The 26,385-nt window shown below is 35.1% G+C and carries 24 protein-coding genes and 1 other annotated feature; of the genes, 22 read left to right on the top strand and 2 right to left on the bottom strand.

Translation table 11 applies throughout. The features are described 5' to 3' along the window. Positions 1 to 90 precede the first annotated feature (90 nt). The 11 genes from ABE048_RS07540 to ABE048_RS07590 all read left to right on the top strand — a co-directional run bounded on the left by ABE048_RS07540 (position 91) and on the right by ABE048_RS07590 (position 11,478). Positions 91 to 1,593: a DUF5776 domain-containing protein gene (locus tag ABE048_RS07540; protein WP_430310306.1), complete on the top strand. Its 1,503-nt coding sequence runs from the start codon at positions 91 to 93 to the stop codon at positions 1,591 to 1,593. Between the two features lie 215 nt (positions 1,594 to 1,808). Next, a complete protein-coding gene (locus ABE048_RS07545; protein WP_430310307.1) occupies positions 1,809 to 3,257 on the top strand; it encodes a DUF5776 domain-containing protein in 1,449 nt (482 codons plus the stop codon). A 105-nt stretch (positions 3,258 to 3,362) separates the two neighbouring features. Next, positions 3,363 to 3,638 (top strand): DUF1294 domain-containing protein, encoded by a 276-nt coding sequence (locus tag ABE048_RS07550; RefSeq protein WP_430310309.1) that lies wholly within the window; start codon positions 3,363 to 3,365, stop codon positions 3,636 to 3,638. Between the two features lie 113 nt (positions 3,639 to 3,751). Continuing rightward, on the top strand, positions 3,752 to 4,189 hold the full coding sequence (dut, locus tag ABE048_RS07555; protein WP_430310311.1) for a dUTP diphosphatase: 438 nt from the start codon (positions 3,752 to 3,754) through the stop codon (positions 4,187 to 4,189). Positions 4,190 to 4,259: 70 nt separating this feature from the next. Next, positions 4,260 to 5,348 carry a M42 family metallopeptidase gene (locus tag ABE048_RS07560; protein WP_430310312.1) on the top strand — a complete coding sequence of 363 codons (1,089 nt, stop codon included), beginning with the start codon at positions 4,260 to 4,262 and terminating at the stop codon, positions 5,346 to 5,348. Between the two features lie 328 nt (positions 5,349 to 5,676). Beyond that, positions 5,677 to 6,645 carry an ornithine carbamoyltransferase gene (gene argF, locus ABE048_RS07565; protein WP_430310313.1) on the top strand — a complete coding sequence of 323 codons (969 nt, stop codon included), beginning with the start codon at positions 5,677 to 5,679 and terminating at the stop codon, positions 6,643 to 6,645. 209 nt (positions 6,646 to 6,854) lie between these two features. After that, positions 6,855 to 8,012 (top strand): ABC transporter substrate-binding protein, encoded by a 1,158-nt coding sequence (locus tag ABE048_RS07570; RefSeq protein ID WP_430310315.1) that lies wholly within the window; start codon positions 6,855 to 6,857, stop codon positions 8,010 to 8,012. Between the two features lie 133 nt (positions 8,013 to 8,145). Beyond that, positions 8,146 to 9,030, top strand: a complete 885-nt coding sequence (locus ABE048_RS07575; protein ID WP_430310316.1) for a branched-chain amino acid ABC transporter permease — start codon at positions 8,146 to 8,148, stop codon at positions 9,028 to 9,030. 4 nt (positions 9,031 to 9,034) lie between these two features. Continuing rightward, positions 9,035 to 9,997 carry a branched-chain amino acid ABC transporter permease gene (locus ABE048_RS07580; protein WP_430310317.1) on the top strand — a complete coding sequence of 321 codons (963 nt, stop codon included), beginning with the start codon at positions 9,035 to 9,037 and terminating at the stop codon, positions 9,995 to 9,997. Next, entirely contained in the window at positions 9,987 to 10,760 is a 774-nt protein-coding gene (locus tag ABE048_RS07585) for an ABC transporter ATP-binding protein (RefSeq protein ID WP_430310318.1), read from the top strand. The genes ABE048_RS07580 and ABE048_RS07585 overlap by 11 nt, the downstream gene beginning before the upstream one ends. Beyond that, complete coding sequence (locus ABE048_RS07590) at positions 10,753 to 11,478, top strand: ABC transporter ATP-binding protein (RefSeq protein WP_430310319.1); 726 nt, start codon at positions 10,753 to 10,755, stop codon at positions 11,476 to 11,478. The genes ABE048_RS07585 and ABE048_RS07590 overlap by 8 nt, the downstream gene beginning before the upstream one ends. A gap of 106 nt (positions 11,479 to 11,584) precedes the next feature. On the opposite strand, the gene ABE048_RS07595 is transcribed toward ABE048_RS07590, so the two are convergent. Then, positions 11,585 to 12,967 carry an FAD-binding oxidoreductase gene (locus ABE048_RS07595; protein ID WP_430310321.1) on the bottom strand — a complete coding sequence of 461 codons (1,383 nt, stop codon included), beginning with the start codon at positions 12,965 to 12,967 and terminating at the stop codon, positions 11,585 to 11,587. A 170-nt stretch (positions 12,968 to 13,137) separates the two neighbouring features. On the opposite strand from ABE048_RS07595, the gene ABE048_RS07600 reads away from it, so the two are divergent. Continuing rightward, on the top strand, positions 13,138 to 13,347 hold the full coding sequence (locus ABE048_RS07600; protein ID WP_430310323.1) for a helix-turn-helix transcriptional regulator: 210 nt from the start codon (positions 13,138 to 13,140) through the stop codon (positions 13,345 to 13,347). Beyond that, a complete protein-coding gene (locus ABE048_RS07605) occupies positions 13,344 to 13,820 on the top strand; it encodes a hypothetical protein (RefSeq protein ID WP_430310325.1) in 477 nt (158 codons plus the stop codon). Before ABE048_RS07600 ends, ABE048_RS07605 begins: the two co-directional genes overlap by 4 nt. A gap of 39 nt (positions 13,821 to 13,859) precedes the next feature. Here the strand turns inward: ABE048_RS07605 and sspI are convergent, their stop codons facing one another. After that, positions 13,860 to 14,066 (bottom strand): small acid-soluble spore protein SspI, encoded by a 207-nt coding sequence (sspI, locus tag ABE048_RS07610; RefSeq protein WP_397539562.1) that lies wholly within the window; start codon positions 14,064 to 14,066, stop codon positions 13,860 to 13,862. 138 nt (positions 14,067 to 14,204) lie between these two features. Between sspI and ABE048_RS07615 the strand changes: the two genes are divergently transcribed. The 9 genes from ABE048_RS07615 to ABE048_RS07655 all read left to right on the top strand — a co-directional run bounded on the left by ABE048_RS07615 (position 14,205) and on the right by ABE048_RS07655 (position 25,937). After that, a complete protein-coding gene (locus tag ABE048_RS07615; protein ID WP_430310346.1) occupies positions 14,205 to 15,182 on the top strand; it encodes a zinc-binding dehydrogenase in 978 nt (325 codons plus the stop codon). Between the two features lie 24 nt (positions 15,183 to 15,206). Beyond that, the gene (locus ABE048_RS07620) at positions 15,207 to 15,977 is read left to right on the top strand and encodes a TrmH family RNA methyltransferase (protein ID WP_430310327.1); all 771 of its coding nucleotides are present in this window, start codon (positions 15,207 to 15,209) and stop codon (positions 15,975 to 15,977) included. Between the two features lie 52 nt (positions 15,978 to 16,029). Next, positions 16,030 to 16,265 (top strand) — a binding site (T-box leader). Between the two features lie 109 nt (positions 16,266 to 16,374). Then, entirely contained in the window at positions 16,375 to 17,412 is a 1,038-nt protein-coding gene (gene pheS / locus ABE048_RS07625; protein WP_430310347.1) for a phenylalanine--tRNA ligase subunit alpha, read from the top strand. 12 nt (positions 17,413 to 17,424) lie between these two features. Further along, positions 17,425 to 19,830: a phenylalanine--tRNA ligase subunit beta gene (gene pheT, locus ABE048_RS07630; RefSeq protein WP_430310328.1), complete on the top strand. Its 2,406-nt coding sequence runs from the start codon at positions 17,425 to 17,427 to the stop codon at positions 19,828 to 19,830. Positions 19,831 to 20,244: 414 nt separating this feature from the next. Continuing rightward, a complete protein-coding gene (locus tag ABE048_RS07635) occupies positions 20,245 to 21,273 on the top strand; it encodes an ABC transporter ATP-binding protein (RefSeq protein ID WP_430310330.1) in 1,029 nt (342 codons plus the stop codon). Further along, a complete protein-coding gene (locus tag ABE048_RS07640) occupies positions 21,254 to 22,201 on the top strand; it encodes an ABC transporter ATP-binding protein (RefSeq protein WP_430310332.1) in 948 nt (315 codons plus the stop codon). The genes ABE048_RS07635 and ABE048_RS07640 overlap by 20 nt, the downstream gene beginning before the upstream one ends. 1 nt (position 22,202) lies before the next feature. Beyond that, on the top strand, positions 22,203 to 23,165 hold the full coding sequence (opp4B, locus tag ABE048_RS07645) for an oligopeptide ABC transporter permease (RefSeq protein WP_430310334.1): 963 nt from the start codon (positions 22,203 to 22,205) through the stop codon (positions 23,163 to 23,165). 35 nt (positions 23,166 to 23,200) lie between these two features. Then, on the top strand, positions 23,201 to 24,103 hold the full coding sequence (locus ABE048_RS07650; protein WP_430310335.1) for an ABC transporter permease: 903 nt from the start codon (positions 23,201 to 23,203) through the stop codon (positions 24,101 to 24,103). A 16-nt stretch (positions 24,104 to 24,119) separates the two neighbouring features. Next, a complete protein-coding gene (locus ABE048_RS07655; RefSeq protein ID WP_430310336.1) occupies positions 24,120 to 25,937 on the top strand; it encodes an ABC transporter substrate-binding protein in 1,818 nt (605 codons plus the stop codon). Positions 25,938 to 26,385 lie beyond the last annotated feature (448 nt).

Below are 26,385 nucleotides of genomic sequence, written 5' to 3' on the forward strand. Positions count from 1 at the left end.
TATGAATCTTTATACCTAGTAAAAATTTGTTATTCTATTAGTGTGGAGTTAGGTACATAGATACATTGTTTGTAAAGGAGATTAGTACCGATGAAGAATATAAAAGTATTTATCGCAATATTTATTGCCATGATTGTATGTACAGTTAGTATGAATCGTGCGCATGCTGAAGAGTTAGGTCCTGCGAATCCTGATAGTACAACTAAATGGGAAACAACACCTAAAGTAGTTGATACTTCTAGCAATAAATTACGCTTAATGGAATCAGAACCTATCATTGCGGACATTTCAAAATGGCAAGGTAATATCGATTGGGCGAGAGCAAGTAAAAAATTGGATTTAGCAATAATTCGTACACAACATGGTAGTACGGATGAAGATACATATCATAAGAAAAATGAAGCGGGCGCAAAAAAATATGGCGTACCATTTGGAGTATATGCTTATAATTTGGCAGTTTCATCTGCTGATGCAAGGGTAGAAGCAAATGATTTTTACAATCGAGCAGATAAAGATGCTCAATTTTATGTAATTGATGTGGAACAAAATACAAGTCTATCAGGTGAAAGTATGCGTACAATTACAAACGCATATATTGAACAACTACGTAAAAAAACAGATAAGAAAATTGGGATTTATGTTGCACATCATTTGTACAAAAACTTTAATCTAGATACATCAAAAGCTGATTTTGTATGGATTCCTCGTTATAGTACATCGAAACCAGACTATGCCTATGATTTGTGGCAATATACGGACAAGGGAAGAATCGATGGAATTAATGCAAATGTCGATTTAAATCGATTAAATCCAAATCTTACATTAGTAGAATTTTTAAATAATACGGAAGATAATAATGGAGAGTCAGAAGAAACGGATGATGGAGATTCTGAACCAGCAAGTGTACATGTAAATTACTATACAACAAACCCTAAGCAAATCGTTTTAAATGAGGATACCGCTCAATATAGTAATAGTAGCTTAGACACCTCTAAAAAAACTGCATCCTTAAAAAAAGGACAAGTTCTTGAAACAACTGCACTTGTGAATAGCACACAAGGTAAGAAGGCCTTAAAATTAACGAATGGTCAATTTATCACAGCAAATAAAAAAGTAGCGATAAAAGTATCAGCAAATATTGATTCATATTATACTAAAAAACCACCTTATGTGATTTTAAACAAAGATTCAGGTGCATATTCTTCTACAAACTTTACTAATTCAACTAAAAATTTTAATGTTAAAAAGAATACTATTTTAACCATTAAAGATATTGAATATACAACTACAGGTATCCCAAGATTTAAAACGGTATCTGGTAGTTATATTACGGCAAATAAATCATACGTCAGTCCATTGACATCAAAATTTAAAGACTATGTAATTACAAAGCCCAGCTATGTGAAATTAAAGAAAAATGTTAATCAATATAGCAGTATTGACTTTACAGATACTACCAAGAGATCTGAACTAAAAAAAGATAAGGTAGTAAGTATTAAAGGTATTCGTTTTACAACATCAGGTATTCCACGACTTCAACTGACAAATGGTTTATACATTACTGCAAATAGAAGTTGTTTAATAGCATACTAAATGATAAAACGTAGATTCCACATCTAGAATCTACGTTTTTATTTTAAATTTCTAAAAAAAATACTAAAAATGATAAGTAATTGTAAGATAAATGTAACTTCTGTAATCTATTTGAAGACAAGTTGTTTTATATTATGACATCAATTTTTGGTATTCTTTAGTTAACACAGATTTATCTAAGAATTTGTTAGAATACATAGAAGGAGAAGAGAAAAGTGAAAGCTATAAGGAACTTAGCAGTGATGCTTTGCATGATAATTGCATGTTTAGTCACTGTACATACCGCATCTGCAGAAGAACTTGCACCTGCAAATCCAGATCATACAACCAAATGGGAAACAGCACCTATTACAAAAAATCTTTTGAAAACAGCTTCATCAGAGCCTGTTATTGCTGATATTTCGTATTATCAAAAGGATATTAATTGGAGCCAAGCTAGTAAAGCTCTAGATCTAGTCATAATCCGAACACAATATGGTAGTACGTTTGAGGATCCAAAGCATAAGGTTTATGAAGCTGGTGCTAAGCAATATGGGGTACCATTCGGTGTATATTCATATAGTTTGGCAGAATCCTCAAGTGATGCAAAAGCAGAAGCAAATAATTTTTATAATCGTGCTAGTAAAGATGCGGATTTCTACGTACTTGATGTAGAACAAAATACGAGTAAATCAGGCGAAAGCATGCGCACAATCATTAATGCATATGTTCAGCAATTACGTACAAAAACAGATAAGAAAATTGGGCTTTACATTGCTAACCATTTATATGATGAATTTAACTTAGATACATCTAAATTCGATTTTGTTTGGATTCCACGATACAACAATGGTACAGTTCCTCCATCACATCCCTATGATTTATGGCAGTATACTGACCAAGGAAGAGTAGCAGGAATTAGTACATATGTTGACTTAAACCGTCTAAATCCTAATGTAAGTTTGAGCTATCTTACAGGTAAAAGCGATATTACAACTGCAAGTAGACCAAGATATTACACAACAAACCCAGGTAAAATTGCAACCAAAGTTCAATTGAATCAATATTCATCTAAAAATTTTACAACTGCAACAAAAGGAAAAGCCATTCCAAAAAATACTTTAATCGATGTAGCAGGTATTGAAAAAACATCTGCTGGTACACCAAGACTAAAATTGACAAATGGCATGTATTTAACTGCAAATCGAGACTATGTTGTAAAAGTTACATCTAATATTGATCAATACTACACAAAAACACCAAGCAAAATTCTAGTAAAATCAGATTTATATGCTTATAACAATGCAAATTTAGATAAGAGACTAGTTGGTGTTAAGAAAAATACAGTATTGAGCATTAAAGATCTTGCCTATTCTTCAGGTGGTACACCTCGTTTAAAAACGCTGTCAGGTTCATACATCACAGCAAGTAAAGACTATGTAAGAGCTGTGACTCCATCGATTGCTAATTATATTTATGTGAATCCTGGTACAGTTCAACTAACGAAAAACGTTTACCAATATAACAGTACAAGCTTTACGTCAGCAACAAGAGGAAAATCTCTGGCAAAAGGTACAAAATTAGCAGTTAAATCCATTTCATTTACATCTGCTGGTACTCCAAGATTAAAATTATCAAATGGTAACTATATTACAGCAAACAAATCTTATGTAGCAGCGAGATAAGATTTATAAAATATAATTTAATTTATTTACAACTTTTGCATATAGAGAATCATTTCTCTATATGCTTTTTTATATAAATCTATCTAGTTTACTTGGGAGGATGCTATGTATACTGATTTATCTATTCTATTAAATAGTTATTTGATGATTATGTTTATCGTTGGATTTATTGTTATGGGTGTTGATAAATGGAAAGCTATGAATAATCGATGGCGTATTCCGGAAAAAAGATTGTGGCTGATCGCATGTATGGGAGGAGCGGCAGGTACTTGGCTAGGAATGATAATATTTCATCATAAAACACGTCACTTAAATTTTGTATGTGGATTCACAATATTAGCGATTCTTGAAGCAATTATTGTGATTTACTTTTTGATATAACAAGCAATTAGATCAAGAAACCTTCATCTTGACATTATTTCTTTTCAACTGCTATCTTTTCCGATACGATGGATAAGGATAAATCTTTTATTAGAAAAAAGGTAGGTAAAACGATGGACTACACATTAAAAGTACGATTAATTCATGAAGATGCGAAAATGCCATTTCGTGCTAATCCAGGAGATGCAGGGTTAGATTTATATGCAGTAGAAGAACAAGTAATCAAAGCAGGAGAATCAGCATTAATTCCTACAGGTATCATCATTGAACTACCTAAAGGTACAGAAGCTCAAGTTCGTCCGAGAAGTGGTCTCGCTCTAAAACATTCTGTCACAGTACTAAATAGTCCTGGAACTGTCGATGAAGGTTATCGTGGAGAAATCAAAATCATATTAATTAATCATGGTAAAGAGGATTTCGTAGTAGAAAAGCATATGAGAATTGCACAAATGGTTATAGCACCTGTTCTTCAAGTGCAAGTAGAACAAGTCGCAGAAGTTTCCGAATCAACACGCTCAGAACAAGGATTTGGATCATCCGGAAAATTCTAAATATTATTTTGAATTTATCCACAATTGGGATTATAATGAACGAGTACTAATTATTTAGGGGGGCGAAATAATGGTTCAATACAATGAAACATTAACAATGTTAAAGGAATTAACCGATGCACGTGCAATTGCTGGCAACGAAAAAGAATCTCGCGACATTATGACAAAATATATTACACCATTTGCGGACAAAGTAGAAAATGACAATTTAGGTTCTGTCATTGCAGAAAAAGTAGGCGATCCAAATGGTCCGAAAATCATGGTAGCTGGCCACTTAGATGAAGTAGGCTTTATGGTTACTCAAATTGATGATAAAGGCTTTTTAAAATTCCAAACAGTTGGTGGCTGGTGGTCTCAAGTTATGCTTGCTCAACGAGTGCAAGTCATAACACGTACAGGTGAAACAATTGTTGGGGTCATTGGTTCCAAACCACCTCATATTTTATCTGCGTCAGCACGTAAACAACCATATGATATTAAAGATATGTTTATCGATATTGGTGCAACTTCTAAAGAAGAAGTAAAAAGCTGGGGTGTAAAACCTGGTGATATGGTTACACCATATTTTGAATTTACAGTGATGAAAAACGAAAAACACTTGCTAGCAAAAGCTTGGGATAATCGTATCGGCTGTGCTATTGCTATCGAAGTATTAAAAGGATTAAAAAACGAAAAACATCCTAATATTGTTTATGGCTGTGGAGTAGTTCAAGAAGAAGTAGGGCTTCGAGGCTCTAAAACGGCTACTCATAAGATTAATCCTGATATCGGCTTTGCAGTTGATGTAGGTATTGCAGGAGATACTCCTGGAATTACTTCAAAAGAGTCAAATAGTAAAATGGGTGCTGGCCCACAAATTATTATTTATGATGCTTCAATGGTTGCTCATAAAGGGTTACGTGATCTTGTTGTAGATACTGCAGAAGAAAAAGGAATTCCTTATCAATATGAAGCAATTCCAGGAGGCGGTACAGATGCAGGGTCCATCCATTTAACAGCAAATGGTGTACCCGCATTATCCATTGGTATTGCAACACGTTATATTCACTCACATGCAGGAATCTTACATCGTGATGACTTTGAAAATACAGTAAAATTAGTAATTGAAGTCATTAAAAAACTGGATCGCGAAACAGTCAAAAAGATTATGTTTGAATAAAAGTGAATAGAAATAATTAGAAGTGGAAAGAACGAGTAAAAGACCAATTCACTTTTGCCATTTCTATAAATTCATAAAACTTAGCTATTAACTACCTTCTAACGAAATTGTTAGGAGGTATTTTTAAATCTTATATATATTCATTCATATACAGAAACCTTCATTTGAGATGACTGTGAAAATAGGTGAGATATCTTTTAATTAGAATCCTTTGCTATGTTTAGTGGAGGATTTTAATTTTTTTGAAAAAACATAAAAATACAATTGATTTAATATTTATACATATGTATAATGGTCATTATCATAAAGAAATGAAGGAGCGATTTTAATGAAATTATTAGAACTTGTTCAACTTAAATTGGTAACATCTTTAAAAAATAAAGATTTACTTGCACTTGTAGATTACACAAGTGAGGAAGTTAAAGGATTACTTGATCTTGCGATGAAGTTAAAAGTGATTACAAAAGAAGGAAATTGTCCACCGTTATTAGAAGGCAAAACACTAGGAATGATTTTCGAAAAACATTCAACTCGTACACGTATTTCGTTTGAAGTTGGGATGAATCAACTAGGTGGTAAAGGGATGTATATGAATGCACGCGATTTACAAATTGGCCGTGGCGAATCTATTCAGGATACAGGTCACGTATTATCAGGCTACTTAGATGGAATTATGATTCGTGCTAACTCACATGAAATGGTAAAAGAACTTGCAGAACATTCTTCAATCCCTGTTATTAATGGTTTAACAGATCTAGCTCATCCATGCCAAGCTTTAGCTGATTTAGAAACTATTGCTGAAGAAAAAGGAGAACTAAAAGGATTAAAACTCGCCTATATCGGTGACGGTAATAATGTTGCACATTCACTTGTTGTTGCTTGTGCTCATGTTGGAATTGATGTTGTTGTTGCAACACCGAAAAACTATGAACCAGATATCGAGATTATGAAAAAAGCAGCTGAAATTGCATTAGAAAATGGAAGTACAGTTGCACATACTTATGATCCTGTTGAAGCAGCAAAAGATGCAGATGTTATTTACGCAGATGTTTGGACATCTATGGGGCAAGAAGAGGAGACAGCAAAACGTCTACAAGATTTCAAAGGTTATCAAATCAATGATTCCCTTGTATTACATGCGAAACCAGATTATATGTTCCTTCACTGCTTACCAGCTCATCGTGAAGAAGAAGTGGCTACATCTGTTATTGATGGGCCAAACTCTTTTATTTTCGAACAAGCAGAAAATCGTCTACATGCACAAAAGGCAGTACTTGCTTCTATTTTAGGTGAATAATAATTACTATAAATATTTCAACATAGATGGGCTGACCGTATAGTGGACAGCCCTGTTTTTTTTATGTGCTATTAATAATTACTAGTAAAAATAAATAAAAATTAATATCAGAAAATACTAATAATTGAGATATTTCTATTTACATATTCCTGTAAATGTAATTTAATAGAATAGTATTTACATTAATACTAAACCTTAGGAGGGGACATATGAAGAAGATGACAAGAAAAATCCTAGTATTCGTTTCAGCATTGATGTTGATTGTACTAGCAGGATGCGGAGCAAAATCAAGTAGTAATGAAAATTCAAGTGGTGAAAAATCTAATGGTAAAATTAACGCAAAATTTGGCGTAATTGCTTACATGACGGGCGCAGGTGCAGCTTATGGTGAAGCAATTACAAATGGATTTAAATTAGCTCAAAAAGAGATCAATGCTCAAGGTGATGTTAACATCGAGCTTGTTACCGAAGATTCTGCAGGTAAGCAAGAACAAGCTTTATCAGCAGGACAAAAATTAATGAGTGATAATGACATCGTTGCTCTTTTGGGACCGACTTTAAGTACGGAATTTAAAGTAGTAGCTCCTGAAGCGGATTTAGAAGGAATTTCAATTATGGGGACATCTACAACAGCAGAAGGTATTCCTCAAATTGGGGATTATGTATTTAGAAATTCAATTCCAGAAGCATTAGCAATCCCTGCAGCTATGGAAAAAGTAGTATCTAAAACTAGTGCTAAAAAAGTAGCGATCATTTATGGAAATGATGATGTGTTTACTAAATCCGGTTATGATACGATGAAAAAAGAAGCAGAAAAGATGGGCTTAGAAATCGTAACAACTGAAACCTTCCAAAAAGGCCAAAGTGACTACAATGCACAGTTAACGAAAATTAAAAGTAAAAAACCTGATTTTATTTTAGCTTCAGCTTTATATAATGAAGGTGCTGTTATTATGGACCAAGCCCGTAAAATGGGTATTGATGTACCATTCGTTGGTGGTAACGGATTTAACTCTCCAGAGGTTATTAAAATTGCAGGAGATGCTGCAAATGGTTTAGTTGTGGCTACACCGTGGTTTGGTGATTCAACAGAACAAAAAGTTGTTGATTTTAATAACAAATACAAGGAAGCATACGGTAAGTTACCAGATCAATTCGCTGCACAAGCGTATGATGCTTTATATATCTACTCAGATGCATTGAAAAGAGCTGGAAAAGCAGATCGTGAAGCATTCCATAAAGCATTAGCAGAGACAAAAGATTTTGAAGGCATTCTAGGTAAGTTCTCATTTGACAAAGAGGGTGACGTAGTAATGGTACCTAAAGTTGTCGAAATAAAAGACGGAAAATTTGCTGAATTCAATTAATTTATTTACAAGCTTTGACTGGATTACAGTCAAAGCTTGCCGTATTGAAATGAATAAAAAAGATTAAGAATCATATTTTACTCTTTTTTATTCATACTCGGTCACACAAAATTGAGTTAGAGGGTGATTTATTTTGCTACTTGAGCAATTAATTAATGGGATTACGTTAGGGAGTATATACGCAATTGTAGCACTCGGTTTTACCCTTGTATTTGGCGTATTGGGCATTATCAATATGGCACATGGTGAAATCTTTATGGTAGGTGCTTATGTAGGTGTTATGACTACAGGTGTTTTAGGTTGGCCGTTATGGTTAGGGTTTTTAGCTGCAATTATCGTGACAGCAATATTGGGCTATTTATTGGAGAGTATTTCTTTGCGCCCACTACGAGGGAAAAAAGGGGTTTCACATCTAGCTCCTTTAATTAGTACCATTGGTGTATCTATGTTTCTAGAAAATATGTCACATCATTTATTTGGTGCTGGAAACAAACCATTCCGTACACCTTTTGCGGAACTTAGTATTCATATTGGTTCCGTTACGATTTATGCAGTTCAAATTGTCATCTTTGTTATTTCCATTGTCTTAATGATGGGACTTTCTTTCTGGCTTTCTAAAACAAAAGCCGGAAAAGCATTGCGTGCTACAGCTGAAAACTTAGAGACAGCAAGTATACTAGGTGTCAATACGAAACGTACGATTACGATGACAGTTATTATTGCATCGGCAATGGGTGGTATAGCTGGAGTTTTAGTAGGAATGGCATTTAACTCTGTCAATCCTCAAATGGGATTATCTATTGGATTGAAGGGATTAGCCATCATTATTTTAGGTGGTATGGGAAATGTGAAAGGGGCCATGGCTGGCGGTTTAATTCTTGGATTGTCAGAAACTGTCCTTGTTGCTTATGGAGATTCAGGTTATCGAGACGCAATAGCTTTTATTATGATTATTTTTATTCTTCTATTAAAACCACAAGGTCTTTTTGGTTCAAAGACATCTACAGAAGGAAGGTAATCATATGTTAGCTGAAATTTTAAATCCATATCAATTACAAATAGCTTCTTTTGTTCTTATTAATATCATTTTGGCAATTAGTGTGTATATCACGCTTTCTTCAGGCCAATTATCCTTAGGAAGTGCGGGCTTTATGGGGATTGGTGCATATACATCAGCGTTGGTAACGATTCATTTCGAATTACCTATAATAGTAGGTGTATTGGTTGGAGCAGCAGTAGCAGGAATTCTTGGTATTTTAATAGGAATCCCAGCGCTTCGATTATCAGGTGTTTATCTTGCAATTGCAACACTTGGATTAGGTGAAGTAATTCGAGTTATTTTTGTAAACTGGGAATCCCTAACAAATGGAGCAGTTGGTATTTCGAATATTCCACAAATTAGTAGAAGTATTTTGTACTTTGCAAGAGATAAAGGATTTAATCCGACAGTTCTAGGTTTACAAAATAGCCAATTTGCAGGACTATGTGTGTTTCTTATTTTGTTAGTGATAACGATTCTGATTATTTGGTTTATCGCTCGACAAAGAAAATCACGTGTAGGTAGAGCTTTTTCAGCCATTCAATTAGATGAAAAAGCAGCTGAATCAATGGGTATTAACATTACCTATTATAAAGTATTATCTTTTGCACAAAGTGCTGTATTTGCAGGACTTGCAGGAGCGTTATTTGCCCACGTAATGGGTTATATATCCCCGTCTGATTTTGCGTATCATCGAGCAGTAGAGATATTAATATTTACCGTATTTGGTGGTAGTGAAGTGATTGCAGGATCTGTATTCGGTGCATCTTTCTTAACGTTAATGCCAGAGGTTTTACGATTCCTAAGTGAATATCGTTATATCATTTATGGGGTGCTTCTTGTTTTATTAATGGCAATTCGCCCTCAAGGAATTATAGATCTGAATGTTTTAAACTGGTTTAAAAAGTTGAAACGAGTAAAAGGGGAAGATGTTCATGGTTCTTAAGATTCAAAATGTATCTAAAAACTTTGGAGGGATTTCCGCTTTGACGGATGTTTCTTTTTCAATCAATGAAGGAGAGATATACGGTTTAATTGGTCCAAATGGTGCGGGAAAAACGACGATGTTTAATTTAATTACAAATATTTTTTCACCTACCTCTGGAGAGATTATTTTAAATGGTGAAAATATCACGGCTATAAAACCATATAAAATAACAGAAAAGGGTATTTGTCGTACGTATCAAAATATACGACTTTTCACTCAGATGTCAGCTATAGAAAATGTAATGGTTGGAGGGCATTGTCGAACTCAATCAGGGGTCATAAGAGGTGTATTACGTACAAAACTGCAACGTAAAGAGGAGCAAGAACTAAAGCAAAAGGCTGAAGAATTATTGGAGTTAGTAGGATTGATAGAATTTAAGGATGTATTGTCTGAAAACTTAGCCTATGGTCAGCAAAGACGATTGGAAATTGCTCGTGCACTAGCAAGTGATCCTAAATTATTGTTATTAGATGAACCTGCAGCAGGGATGAATGAAAAGGAAACGGATAGTTTATTTGATTTGATTAAAAAGGTACAGGCAAGAGGAATTACAGTACTCATAATTGAACATGATATGCCGTTAATCATGAAGATATGTGACAGAATCACAGTATTGAATTTTGGGAAAAAATTAGCGGAAGGTACACCTCTAGAAATTCAAAATAATGAAGCGGTTATTGAAGCCTACCTTGGGAAAGAGGAGGAAGATGACATTGCTTAAAGTATCAAATGTTGAAACTTTTTATGGGCAAATTCAAGCATTGAAGGGGATAAGTTTAGATGTAGAAGAAGGGAAAATTGTTACGCTTCTAGGTGCAAATGGAGCAGGAAAGTCGACTACAATGAAAACAATTGTAGGGCTACTTAAGCCTAAAAAGGGTTCTGTTGAATTTTTAGGAGAAAATGTGACTGGATTCCGCCCTGATCAATTACTTCGAAAAGGAATTGCTATAGTTCCAGAAGGACGTGCCATTTTATCTAGTATGACGGTTATGGAAAACTTGGATATGGGTGCTTACCATCGAAAGGATAAAAATGTTGAACGAGAAATTGAAGAAGTAATGGATCGTTTCCCCATTTTACGTGAACGTAAGTCACAACTAGCTGGAACTCTTTCTGGTGGTCAACAACAAATGCTAGCCATTGCTCGTGCCTTGCTGTCAAAGCCAAAACTATTATTATTAGATGAGCCCTCAATGGGACTTGCGCCATTAATCGTAGCTGAAATCTTTAAAATTATTAAAGAAATAAAAGATGCTGGCACAACCGTTCTTCTTGTTGAACAAAATGCGAAGCAAGCATTGAAAATAGCTGATTATGGTTATGTTATGGAAACGGGGAAAATTATTATTGAAGGTAAAGCTTCTAATCTGTTGGAAGACCATCGTATAGTCGAAGCTTATTTAGGAAGAAAATCTACTTCTACTTCAGCATCATGAGTACAAAAAATATAGATTCAGCAGAAAATCAACCAAACAAAAACACCTTTCCATTAGAGGATAATCTAATAGAAAGGTGTTTTTGAATTTCTAATTTCAAAAAATATTATTTTGCTATGTCGATAAGTTTCCCAGGATTCATAATATTCTTTGGGTCTAGTGCTAGTTTAATTGCTTTCATTACATCAAGAGCCGCGCCGTGTTCCTTGGCTTGATATTGCATTTTACCAATTCCAACGCCATGTTCACCTGTACATGTACCACCGCGTTCAATTGCGAAATGTACTAAAGATTGATTAAATTGTTTTGCTTTTTCGATTTCTTTTGTATCATTCATATCCATCATCACTAATGCATGGAAATTTCCATCGCCAACATGGCCAACAACTCCACCTGGTAACCCCACTTTTTCTAACTCTGCTCGAGCAAAAAGTACTGCATCCGCTAAATCTGTGATAGAAACGCAGACATCTGTACTCATTAATTTTTTTCCTTTATAGCCATGGATAAAAGCATACGCTAAGTTATGACGAGCATCCCAAAGTTTATTTCTAGCAGCGGTATCTGTTTCAAATTCAATTTCTAAGCAACCATTGTCATTCATAATTTCTCTAGTAAATTCAACGTCCTGCTGAAGGCCTGCTTCATTACCATGGAACTCTAGAAAGAGTGTTGGTTTTAGAGCATAATTTGTTTCACTATAATGATTTACTTGTTCGATCGAGCGTTCATCGACTAATTCAACACGTGCAATAGGAATGCCTGCTTGAAGAATGGAAGTAACAGCATTTACTGCACTTTTTACTGAAGGAAAAACAGCTCGAGCTGCCATTTCAAATTCTGGAATACCGTATACTTGCAATGTTAGTTCAGTAAAACAACCGAGTGTACCTTCTGAACCAACGAAAAGACCATTCAGGTGATAACCAGAAGATGATTTTGCTGCTAAATTTCCCGTATGAATAATGCGACCATCTGCAAGCACGACTTCTAAATCACGTACTTGATCTCGCATAACACCATAACGTACAGCGGTCGTACCACTTGCATTTGTAGCAGCCATACCGCCGAGAGTAGCATCTGCACCAGGATCTACTGAGAAGAATAGTCCGTGTTTTTTTAATTCTTTGTTCAATTGAGTTCGGGTAACACCAGGTTGTACTCGAACAAGTAAATCTTCCGGTCGAACTTCTAGAATTTTATCCATTAAAGAGAAATCGATTGTAATACTGCTTTTTACAGGTATGACATGGCCTTCTAAGCTTGAACCACGACCAAATGGAATAACCGCTATTTCAAACTCATTCGCAATTTTTAAAATATCGCCAACTTGTTTTGCTGAAGATGGAAAAACAACAACATCTGGTAATTGCCCTTTATGATAAGATTCATCTTTGCTATGTAATTCACGAATGGTTTCATTAACTGAGACTTGCTCATCAGATAAAATATCTTTTAAAGCAGATACTACTGTTTCAATTGTTAACATACTTATACACGCCTCTTTCTTGTTAGAAAAATCTGTATTTTCTAATTATTATAGATCAGCTAAAGATAAATTGGAATGAAGATTTCTTGATTTGTTATGTTTATTTGACAAAATGTTAAGTATACATTACATTTAGTGTAGAATACTTAACATAGAAGAGGGTGCGGAAATTGCTTTGTAATCGGGTGAAAGAGCTTCGTGCAAGATATGGTTTTTCACAATCAGAGCTTGGTGCACGTGTAAATGTAACACGACAAACGATAGGATTTATAGAGAAGGGAAGCTTTTCACCATCCATCACATTATCTCTGAAACTTGCAAAAGAATTACAAACCACTGTAGATGAATTATTTTGGTTAAAGGGAGATGAAAAAGAATGACAAAAGATTTACGAGTTCAAATGCCTTTATGGAATATTGCAGCGATTGTTGGATTGGGGGCAATTATCATCCCAATGCTATTAAGTGAAATTAGATGGTTTGATAAAGATTTGATTTTTTCCTTTAAGATGGACTATATACTAGGTTTGATTAGTTTATGCGGAATTTTTCTTTTTGTAGTAACTTGTATTCTTGTAATATTAAAAACAATACAGTTTAATAAGGAAAACCCTAATCTTAAAATGAACATGTTTTCTTTAACACCAGGTGAATATATAGAAGATGATGAGATGTTCAGACAAGTAACAAATAATGCTACACGTAAAGTATATACATTTTTAAGTTGTGCAATACCGATACTAACGATTGCTGTTTTTTTACCTAAAATTTGGATAGCGTTTTTACTTATATTGGTGGTTATTATTCAAAATCTAATTTACTACGTAGAAATAAGAAAATACATTTTGAATTAGAAAATGCACGTAGTCCATTAAAGGGACTACATGCATTCTTTAAGCTAATGCTCTAGATAATTCACTCATAAAATGGTCTTGTTCTTTTTTGTCCGCATTTTGCCACCATGCTTCGAAAAATACCCCAAGACCTGGAAGTAAATGCTCTTCACCGCGAGTAATTGCATCTTCCACAATATCCTTTAATTGATCTGGGCTATTTCCTGAGACATTTTTCTTAATCGCATCGCGAATTTGGAAATTCATTTGACATCCCTCCTAATGTTATTTTGTTTCGCAACTCGATTGTTATACATACATTTGGTAAACTTATAAAAGAAAAGAATTTTTGAATTGAACCATTTTTCGTGTAAAAAACTATATACGAAGGGGAAGTGTTTGACTATGAAAGCTGTTGTTTTTGAAAAGGGGAAATTGTTAGTAAAAGAAGTCGTTACACCAAAACCAAAAGCAGGGGAAGTATTAGTTACAATCAAGGCTGCAGGACTGAATCGACGTGATCTCTATACACCAGGCAGATTAGGTAATGACAGTGAAGCATTAATCCTTGGTTCAGATGCAGTGGGTGTTATTGAAGAACTAGGTGAAGGTGTCGCTATGTGGCAAATAGGCGACGAAGTAATTATTAACCCATCCCTACGTTGGTATGAAGAATCGGATATCCCACCTGAAGATTTCGAAATTTTAAGTTTACCTGATAATGGTACATTTGCAGAGAAAATTGCGATTTCTGCAGAACAGCTTGAGAAAAAGCCATCTCATCTATCCTTTGAAGAAGCAGCAGTGATTGGTATATCTCCATTAACAGGTTATCGTGCTTTATTTACAAAAGGACAAATCAAGGCAGGCCAAACAGTATTTATACCAGGAGCAGGAAGTGGTGTTGCAACATTTTTAATCCAAATGGCAAAAAATGTAGGTGCAAGAGTGATCGTTACTTCACGTTCTGAAGAAAAACGAAAAGCAGCTTTAGAAATAGGTGCAGATATCGCAATTGATACAAGTAGTCATTGGGAAAAAGAGCTTGAACACGAAAAAATTGATCTTGTTATTGAAAGTGTAGGTCGTGCTACTTTTAATCGTTCTTTGGCTGTTTTGAAAAAGGGTGGTAAAATAGTGGTGTTTGGTGCAACGACTGAGGACGTTGTAGATTTTGACTTACGACAATTTTTCTATGGTCAATACACACTTTATGGCACAACGTTAGGAAGCCGTGAAGAATTCCGCGCTTGCATTGAACACCTTGAAAAGTATGATACGCATCCAATTTTGGATCGTAGTTTTACGATGGATGACGCTCAAGCTGCACTTGACTATTTAAAAGAAAATCATCAGTTTGGCAAAATTATTTTAACGATTTAACTATATAAAGGCGGTAAAGTATACATGAAAAGAATCGAATCTCCACAAAATTCCCTTGTGAAGTATTGGAAAAAGTTAGTTACAACAAGAAAAGAACGTGATCGTTCTGGTGAATTTATAATAGAAGGTTTTCATTTAGTAGAAGAAGCGATAAAAAATGAAGCCGAAATTTTAAATTTAATCGTGCGTGAAGATGTTGAAATTCCAGCAAGTTGGAATATAGATAATATCTTTGTTATGGAGGTAACTGCTCAAGTTGCAAATGAGTTTGCAGAAACTGAGCATTCACAAGGGATATTCGCTCAAGTCAAACAACCTACTGTTTCTGATGAAGAGCAAAATAAATGGACAAAACTATTACTAGTTGATGCTGTTCAAGATCCAGGGAATGTCGGCACGATGATACGTACAGCGGATGCAGCAGGTATTGATGCAATCATTCTTGGAAAAGGTTCTGCAGACCCATTTAATCCAAAAACAGTACGTTCTACACAAGGTTCAATTTTCCATATTCCTGTAATTCGTGCGGAATTAAGTGAATGGATCGATTCATTAAAAGAAAAAGGTGTGCCAGTTTACGGAACTGCATTAGAAAATGCTGTACTATACAATCAAGTTAATAAAGAAGGTAAATTTGCACTGATCATGGGCAATGAAGGAAGCGGCATAAATGCAGATTTATTATCAAAAACAGACAAGAATGTTATTATCCCAATTATGGGAAAAGCAGAATCATTAAACGTAGCTGTGGCAACTGGCATTGTTCTTTATTATTTCGCAACAGATGAAATCTAAACTTGAAGTAAAGAACTGAATTACGTATAATGAAAAAGTATAAATGATATAAAGAAATGCAATGAGCGGGAAAAGTACATTTTTCAAGCAAATTAGGGAATGCACGTCATGGACTGAAAGCGTGCATATTGTGTCGATTAATGGAAGTTCACCCCGTTAGCAGCCGCCGGGACCAGTAATAATTACTGTAAAGGTGTGCCGGTGAAACGCCGTTAAGTCAATGAAGTGATTGCATGTATTTTTATGCAATAACTAGGGTGGTAACGCGAACAGAACCTCGTCCCTTTTATAGGGGGCGAGTTTTTTTATGGTTAAAAATATATGCGCCACATAAAAAGGCTTAACTTTGTCACCTGATTTTTTGTTTTATTTTGGAAGGAGGATTTTACAAATGGCAATGGTAGAGGAATTAACACAGCTAAAAGAAGAAGTTGTTGCAAAAATCTCATCAACAGAAGATTTGAAGCAACTAAATGAAGTACGAGTTGCATATTTAGGTAAAAAAGGTCCAATTACGGATTTATTAAAAGGAATGGGGAAACTTCCTGCAGAGGAACGTCCTAAAATGGGTGCTTTAGTCAATGAAGTACGTGCTGAAGTCCAACATATCCATGATGAACGTAAAGCAGAACTCGAAGAAAAAGCAATCCAAGAACAATTGGAAAAAGAAGCAATCGATGTGACATTACCAGGTCGACCTGTTAAAGTGGCAAACGCACATCCATTAACTCGCGTCATTGAAGAAATTGAAGATTTATTCATTTCTATGGGTTATGAAGTTGCAGAAGGACCTGAAGTTGAAAAAGACTACTACAACTTCGAGGCATTAAACTTACCAAAAGGTCATCCAGCACGTGATATGCAAGATACTTTCTATATTTCTGAAGAAATTTTATTGCGCACACATACGTCTCCAGTTCAAGCTCGTACGATGGAGAAAAAACAAGGTGGATCATTTAAAATTATCTGCCCAGGGAAAGTATTTCGACGTGATAATGATGATGCGACACACTCACATCAATTCACACAAATTGAAGGCTTAGTTATTGGCGAAAATATTCGCATGAGTGACTTAAAAGGTACATTAGACATCTTCGCGAAGAAAATGTTCGGTGAAGATCGCGAAATCCGTCTACGTCCAAGTTTCTTCCCATTCACAGAACCATCAGTTGAAATGGATATCTCTTGCTTCAAATGTGGAGGCGAAGGATGTAACGTATGTAAACATACAGGTTGGATTGAAATTCTTGGCGCAGGTATGGTACATCCAAACGTTCTTTCAATGGCAGGTTATGATCCTAAAAAAGTATCTGGCTTCGCATTTGGTATGGGACCAGAACGTATTGCAATGTTGAAATATGGGGTGGATGATATCCGTCATTTCTACACAAATGATGTTCGATTCTTATCACAATTCCACCGTATTGAAGAGTAAGGAGGAGTAACGATGTTAGTATCTTTAAAATGGTTGTCACAATATGTTGATTTACAAGGTTTAGAACCGGAAGTTTTAGCAGAAAAAATTACCCGCTCAGGGATTGAAGTAGAAGGCGTTCATCATTTATCAGATGGCCTTAAAAAAATTATGGTTGGTCAAATCAAAGAATTGAAAAAACATCCTGATTCAGACCACTTAAATATTTGTCAAGTAGATTTTGGTGAAGAAGAACTATCACAAATCGTTTGTGGTGCGCCAAATGTTGCGGAAGGTCAAAAAATCGTTGCAGTTCGTCCAAATGGTTACGTTGGTGGTAAAAAAATCAAAAAAGGTAAACTTCGTGGTGAAGTATCAAATGGTATGATTTGCTCTCTACAAGAATTGGGCATCGAAGGAAAAGTTGTACCGAAAAAATATGCTGAAGGAATCGTTGTATTACCTGAAGATACACCAGTTGGCATGGATGCCATTGAAGCATTAGGTTTAGATGATGTGGTTCTTGAATTAGGCTTAACACCAAATCGCTCAGACGCAATGAGCATGTTAGGCGTTGCTTATGAAGTTGCAGCAATTCTTTCGGAAGAAATCAAACTTCCAGAAACAACACATGAAGAATCTACTGAAAAAGCAGAAGACGTTTTAAAAGTACGTGTTGATGCACCAGAAGTAAATCCAATGTACACAGCAAAAGTTGTGAAAAACGTTAAAATTGCTGAATCACCAATGTGGTTACAACAATACTTAATGGCTGCAGGCGTTCGTCCGCACAATAATGTAGTTGATATTACAAATTACATTTTGATGGAATACGGTCAGCCGTTACATGCTTTTGACTACGATGCAATAGGCACAGGTGAAATTGTTGTTCGCTTAGCAAAAGAAGGCGAACAAATTAAAACATTAGATGAACAAGATCGTGTATTAAATGCGAAAAACCTTGTCATTACAAATGGTAAAGAGCCAGTTGCAATAGCTGGAGTAATGGGTGGGCTTGATTCTGAAGTAACTGAAAAAACAACAACGGTTGTTATTGAATCAGCTTATTTCGATGGCTTATCAGTTCGCTATACTTCCAAAGACCTTGGCTTACGTAGTGAAGCAAGTGCCCGCTATGAAAAAGGAATCGATCCAAACCGCGTGATTCCTGCAGCAGAACGTGCCGCACAAATGTTAGCTGAACTAGCAGGTGGGGAAGTATTATCAGGTTCTGTCGTTATCGATGAACTAGATAAAACACCTTCAAAAGTTGTTGTGTCACCTGACTTTGTCAATGCACGTTTAGGTATGAAAATTTCTTTAAATGAAATGGTATCTATTCTTAATCGTTTGAAATTTGATGTTGAAACAGCGAATGGCCTTCTATATATTGATGCGCCAACACGTCGTCAAGATATCAAAATCGAAGAAGATATCGTAGAAGAAATTGCCCGTTTACACGGTTATGATGAAATTCCTGCAACAGTTCCTGTAGGTGAATCAAAAGCAGGTGGTTTAAATCCATATCAAGCGAAACGTCGTATCGTTCATCATCAACTACAAGGCTCTGGCTTATATCAAGCACTAACTTATTCACTTACTTCTGATGAACTTTCACAAAAATACGCATTAGAAACAGCACCAACAACTCGTCTATTAATGCCGATGAGTGAAGAACGTAGTACATTACGCCAAAGTATTCTTCCACACTTAATCGAAGCTACTAGTTACAATGTTTCACGTCAGCAAGATTCTGTAGCATTATATGAAGTAGGCTCTGTATTCTTAGGTGAAACAGAAGAAGGCCTTCCACATGAAGAAGAACATATTGCAGCAGTAATGACTGGTGATTGGGTTAATCATGCTTGGCAAGGTGAGCATAAAAAAGTTGACTTCTTTGTATTAAAAGGAATCTTGGAATCATTGTTTGCAAAACTTGACTTAACAACTCGGGTTGCATATGAAACAGCAGTAGTAGATGGTTTACATCCTGGACGTACAGCGAATGTCTTATTGGATGGTACTCGTATTGGATTCTTAGGACAATTACACCCTGCAGAACAAAAAGCAAATGGCATGAAAGAAACATATGTAATGGAATTAAGCCTAAAAGCAATCCTTGCAGCTTCTATTGAACCGCTAGTATATGTTCCAGTTCCTCGTTTCCCATCTATTTCACGAGATATTGCTTTAGTTGTTGAAAGTGCAACAAAAGCGGCAGATTTAGAAGATATCATCCGTGAAGCAGGCGGTAAATTGTTAAAAGACGTAAGGGTTTTTGACCTTTATGAAGGAGAAAAAATGGAACAAGGCAAAAAATCAGTTGCCTTCACATTAACTTACTCAACTCCAGAAAGAACACTAACTGATGAAGAAGTAGTAGCAGCACATGATAAAGTAGTAGCATCTCTTACTGAATCAGGTGCAGAACTTCGTTAAGAAACTGAAAAAAAGGTGGTAGCGATTAAATTGCTATCGCCTTTTTTATTTATTTGTAATACATTTTTAATATTTAGTAATATAATCTAACACAAAATGAATATATATGATATATATATTAATCTTGGAAATTTGTAAAATATAAGTAATTTATTGTTTGTAATGTTATATGATTATGATATAATTTCAAAAAGAGTTGTCAGACTTTAAGGAAAATTATAATATATTTAGAAAATAAACAAAATTGTAAAGATTATATTAAATTTTATAGACATTTTTGTAAAATATGTTATATTAATAAAAATAATAAATTTAGAGAGTCGAAATATCTAATGCTTGAACACTGCGTAGTGACTCACAAAATATTAAACAAAAAATTTTGAATTTTCAATTTGTTTAGGAGGGGGCATACATTTGAAAACATCTGAAAATATATTGAACATTAATCATTTACATACTAGTTTCAGAGTTAAAGATCATTACTATGACGCAGTAGATGATGTTTCACTTACTTTGAAAGAAAACGAAGTGCTTGCTATTGTAGGAGAATCTGGATGTGGCAAAAGTACATTGGCTACATCGATTGTGGGGCTCCATCCTCCAGGAAATACAAAAATTACAGGCGAAATTTTATATAACGGACGTAATATTGTAAATTTTAAAGAAGATGAGTTAAATGAAATTCGTGGAAATGATATTGGTTTTATCTTCCAAGATCCGCTTTCTGCATTAAATCCATTAATGAGGATTGGAGATCAAATTGAAGAAACGTTAGTATACCATACAAAATTAAATGAAAAACAACGTCAGAAACGAGTTCTCGAACTTTTAAATCAGGTAGGAATTAATAAACCAGAGCTTGTTTCTAAACAATTCCCACATCAGTTATCAGGCGGTATGCGTCAGCGTGTCATGATTGCGATTGCGATAGCGTGTAAACCAAAGATCATGATTGCTGATGAACCAACAACAGCACTTGATGTAACAATCCAGGCACAAATTTTGGATTTATTAAAAGAATTACAAGATGAAACCGATGCAGGAATTATTTTGATTACACACGACTTAGGTGTTGTCGCTGAAATAGCAGATCGTGTAGCAGTAATGTATGCTGGTGAAATTATAGAGATAGCATCAGTTGAAGAATTATTCAAGAATCCAAAGCATCCATACACACGTTCATTATTAAATTCAATTCCACAAGCGGATAGCGAAAAGGATCGACTAGAAGTAATTCATGGTATGGTACCTTCTCTTACAAAATTACCACGAACGGGTTGTCGCTTTTCAGCACGAATTCCATGGATTTCGGAATCTGCACATGAGGAAAAACCAGAATTACACGAAATTACTCCGGGGCATTTTGTTCGATGTACCTGTTGGAAACACTTCCACTTTAAAGGGGAAAAGGAGGGTGCATCTAATGAGCTTTATGCAAATTAAGGATCTATGTGTACACTATCCAGTACGAGGAGGATTTTTCAACACAGTCGTTGATCATGTGTACGCTGTTGATGGAGTATCAATGGAATTTGAAAAAGGCAAAACATATGGACTTGTAGGTGAATCAGGCTCAGGCAAGTCGACAACAGGTAAAGCTATTATCGGTCTAGAAAAAATTACATCTGGTCAAATATTATATGAAGGTGAAGATGTAACAAATCGTCGACGAAAACGAAATAGTGCATATAACCGTGAGATCCAAATGATTTTCCAAGATTCTTCATCTAGTATGAATCCAAGAAAAAGAGTAATGGATATTATTGCAGAGCCTATTCGTAACTTTACAAATTTGAGCGATAAAGAAGAGCGTAGACGTATTATTGAACTTCTAGAAATTGTCGGAATGTCAGAAGAGGCAATGTACAAATATCCACATGAATTCTCAGGTGGGCAACGTCAACGTTTAGGAATTGCCAGAGCAGTTGCGTGTAATCCTAAAATGATAATTGCTGATGAACCTGTATCAGCTCTTGACTTATCTGTACAAGCTCAAGTACTAAACTTTATGAAAGATATTCAGACAGAGTATGGTCTTAGCTATTTATTTATTTCACATGATTTAGGTGTAGTTAGACATATGTGCGACCATATTTCAATAATGTATAAAGGGCGTTTTGTTGAAACAGGAACAAGAGAGGATATTTATCATGATCCTCGCCATATTTACACGAACCGATTATTATCTGCTATTCCAAATATTGAACCTGAGACTAGAAATGAGCGTAAAAAAATTCGTCAAAAGGTTGAAGCTTCATATCACGAAGATCAGCACAAATACTATGATGATAATGGGAAAGTTTATCCGCTAAAAGAAATTACCCCAAGACACCATGTTGCAATGATGGCAACTGAGAAGGGGGGTATATAGTATGTGGAAAACAATTATTAGACGGGTACTTGTCATGATTCCTCAATTATTTGTACTAAGTATGCTTGTATTTATAATGGCAAAGTTCATGCCAGGGGATCCATTTACTGGATTGATTACACCAGAAACGGATCCGAACCGAATTGAAGAATTACGACAAGCTGCAGGCTTCTATGATCCATGGTATGTACAATATTGGCACTGGATTTCAAATGCATTTCATGGAGACTTTGGAGATAGTTACTCATTTAAAGTGAGTGTAGCTTCACTCATTGGTGAGCGTGGTTTGAATACATTATGGTTATCTTTACTTAGCGTCATTTTAGTATATGTGATTGCCATTCCACTAGGGGTTTTGGCTGGTCGCTATCAAAACTCATTACTTGATAAATCAGTTGTTCTTTATAGCTTTATTAGCTATGCGATTCCCACATTTGTATTATCTTTGATTTTCTTATTTATTTTCGGGTATCAATTTGAATGGTTCCCAACATCAGGAACTGTGGATGTAAAATATGATCCCGGAACTTTGGGATACTACGGGAATAAAATTTATCATTTACTGTTACCTGCTATTACTTACGCTTTACTTGGTACGACAGGGGTTATTCAATATCTTCGTTCAGAGATTATCGATGCAAAGACACAAGATTATGTGAAAACTGCTCGTAGTAAAGGTATTCCGATGAGAAAAGTGTATTCTCGTCACATATTCAGAAATTCACTTTTACCAATTGCAGCATTCTTAGGCTTTACGATTACTGGTTTGCTTGGTGGTTCTGTTTTCATTGAGACAATCTTCGGATATCCAGGAATGGGACAGCTATTCATACAGGCGATTTCAGCACGAGACTATAGTGTAATTACAACACTTGTATTGTTATTTGGCTTCTTAACATTATTAGGTAGTCTATTATCCGACATTATTATGAGTATTGTCGATCCAAGAATTCGAATAGATTAAAAACCACAATAATAGTTAAGGAGAGGTGACTTCATATGCAAAAAATACAAGAGAGAACGATTGAACTTGATGGAACGCCTGCGACAGGGTTTAAAGTTATCTGGCGTGAATTTAAAAAAGATAAAATTGCGATGTTATCGCTAATCATATTATTTATGATAATTTTCGGTGTTTTAATTTGGGCACCATTTATCGATCAAGAAAAATTAATGAAAATTAGTTTATTAGATGAATTTGCGAAACCGGGTACGAATGGTTTTATCCTTGGTGCTGACCAAGGAGGGAGTGATGTATTAGGTCAATTGATTATTGGTGCTCGCAATTCAATTGCGATAGCTATTGTTATTACGCTGATTACGGGTGTACTTGGTATAGCAATTGGCATTATTACTGGGTACTATGGCGGTATGATTGACAATATATTCATGCGTATTATTGATTTCTTTATGACTTTACCAACTTTGATGATTATCATTGTTTTCGTTACGATTGTTCCAAAATACAATGTAATCACTTTTATATTAATTATGAGTTTATTCTTATGGGTTGGGACGGCGAGGCTTGTCCGAAGTAAAGCATTATCCGAATCTAGACGAGATTATGTGAATGCTTCTAAAACAATGGGAACAAGTGATTTTGCGATTATGTTTAAAGGCATTATGCCGAATTTAAGCTCAATATTAATCGTTGAGATGACTTTAAACTTTGCGGGGAATGTGGGGATTGAAACAGGTTTATCATTCCTTGGATTTGGATTACCACCTACAACACCTAGTTTAGGTACACTCGTAAGTTATGCAAGTAATCCAATGGTATTATCTGAGAAGTGGTGGGTATGGTTACCAGCATCAATATTAATATTGGTATTGATGTTAGGCATAAATTATGTTGGGCAGGCTTTACGTCGTTCAGCTGATGCAAAACAAAGATTAGGATAACAAAGGAGGAGATTGGATGAAGAAGAGGAAATGGTTTTTACTTTCTTTAGTTTGTGCATTAATGCTTGCACTAGCCGCATGTGGTGGCTCAGGTTCAGATACTAAAGAAGGTGCAAAAGAAGGCGGAAAAGAAAATGGTAAAGAAAAAGTAGACAAAAGTTTACTACCAATTGAAGCAAAAAATGATGGTGAACCAATTAAAGGGGGAACTTTAAAAGTTGGTTTAGTTACAGATACACCATTCCAAGGTATCTTCAACTGGGAACTGTATGAAGATAATTATGATGCAGAAATTATGAATTATGCATCAAACTCAATATTCCCTACAAAAGAAGATTTCTTAATTTCTGATAATGGATTAGGAAAATTAAAAGTAGATGCAGCTGCAAAAAAAGCTACTGTAACGATTAAAGAAGGCGTAAAATGGTCTGATGGTGAACCATTCACAATTGATGACGTTATTTTCCCTTACTATATCATTGCTGATAAAGATTACACTGGTGTTCGTTTTGATTCAGATTTCCAAAACATCGTTGGAACGAAAGAATACCATAGCGGGAAAGCAAAAGAAATTTCAGGTATTAAAAAAGTCGATGATTACACAATGGAAATTTCATTTAAGAAAATATCACCAGCAATCTATTCTGGTGGTGATGGCTTATGGGGTTATGCTGCTCCGAAACATCAATTAAAAGATATCAAAATCAAAGATTTAGTAAAATCTGATGCGGTGCGTAAAACACCTGCAACACTTGGTGCGTTCGTAGTTGATAAAGTAGTAAATGGTGAATCAGTTCAATTCGTAGCAAACGAAAACTACTGGAAAGGTAGACCAAAACTAGATAAAGTAGTTTTAGAAGTAGTACCATCAGCTTCAGCTGCAGCAGCAATAAAAGCTGGTAAATATGACGTAATAAGTGAATATAAAGCAAATGATTACCAAGCAATCAAAGATTTCGATAATATTGATATCTTAGGTCGTGATGAATTAGCTTATTCTTACCTAGGTTTCAAATTAGGTAAATATGATACTAAAAAGGGTATTAATGTTACAGATCCAAACGCTAAAATGGGTGATGTGAAATTACGCCAAGCAATCGCTTATGCGATGGATATTGAACAAGTAACAGAAGCTTATTATGATGGACTTCGTACACGTGCAAACTCTTTAATTCCGCCGGTATTCCAAAGCTTCTATAATGATTCATTAAAAGGCTATAATTACGATCCAGAGAAAGCAAAAAAACTACTGGATGAAGCAGGTTATAAAGATACAAACAAAGATGGATATCGTGAAGATCCAAAGGGTAAAGAATTTACAATTAAGATAGCTACAATGGCTGGCTCTGATAAAGATGCGAAAATCGATCAATTCTACATCCAAAACTGGAAAGACGTTGGTCTAAAAGTAGAATATACAACTGGACGTCCAATCGAATTCAATAGCTTCTACGATAAAGTTCAAGCTGATGACAAGGAAATCGACATGTTCATGGCTGCATGGGGTACAGGTACTAACCCATCTCCAATGGGTCTATACTCTAAAGAAGCACAGTTTAACTTTAGCCGTACTGTGTCTGATGAGCTAACTACTTTATTGAATGATATCGATTCAGAAGCTGCTATGGATCCTAAATACCGTGGTGAAGCATTCGCTAAGTGGCAAAATTATATGAGTGAGCAAGCAACTACAATTCCAACATACTTCCGAACTGAGATTATTCCAGTCAATAAACGTGTAAAAAATTGGAATATTGACTACTTACATGCAACAATGGATGATCTTCAAAATGTTGAATTAACTGCAGATGAACCAGTAAAATCAACTAAATAATTATTTTGAATCAGAAAAAGGTGCCAATGAGGAACAATATGTTTTCCATTGGCACTTTTTTATATGATTTGCAAAGATTATCTATCGATGCTTGTTGGAGGAATTACAACCGTAACAATAGGTTCAGTTGTAATTGCAATATTCTTATTAAAACATTGCAAAAAAGGAATCCATGAGAATTCTGTTCATGGATTCCTTTCATTTTAATATTTACTTTTCAAGATTCATATTCTAAATTTTTCTCTGATAAGTCAATTTCATAAATCTATTTCTAGGTAAATAACACGAATGTTTATCAACTTTTGAACAAAAATAATGCGGTATGTTGTTTCATTTAATTTATCATACATAGTAATTCACTCTGTATACAGCTACAGACAGGCGCTTTCCGCGGGCGTGCGTTGAGTCTCCTCGGCAGCTCCTAGCTGCCTGCGGGGTCTCACCTGTC

Origin of the sequence: Rummeliibacillus pycnus, assembly GCF_050459865.1 — a bacterium.
GTDB lineage: Bacteria > Bacillota > Bacilli > Bacillales_A > Planococcaceae > Rummeliibacillus > Rummeliibacillus pycnus_B.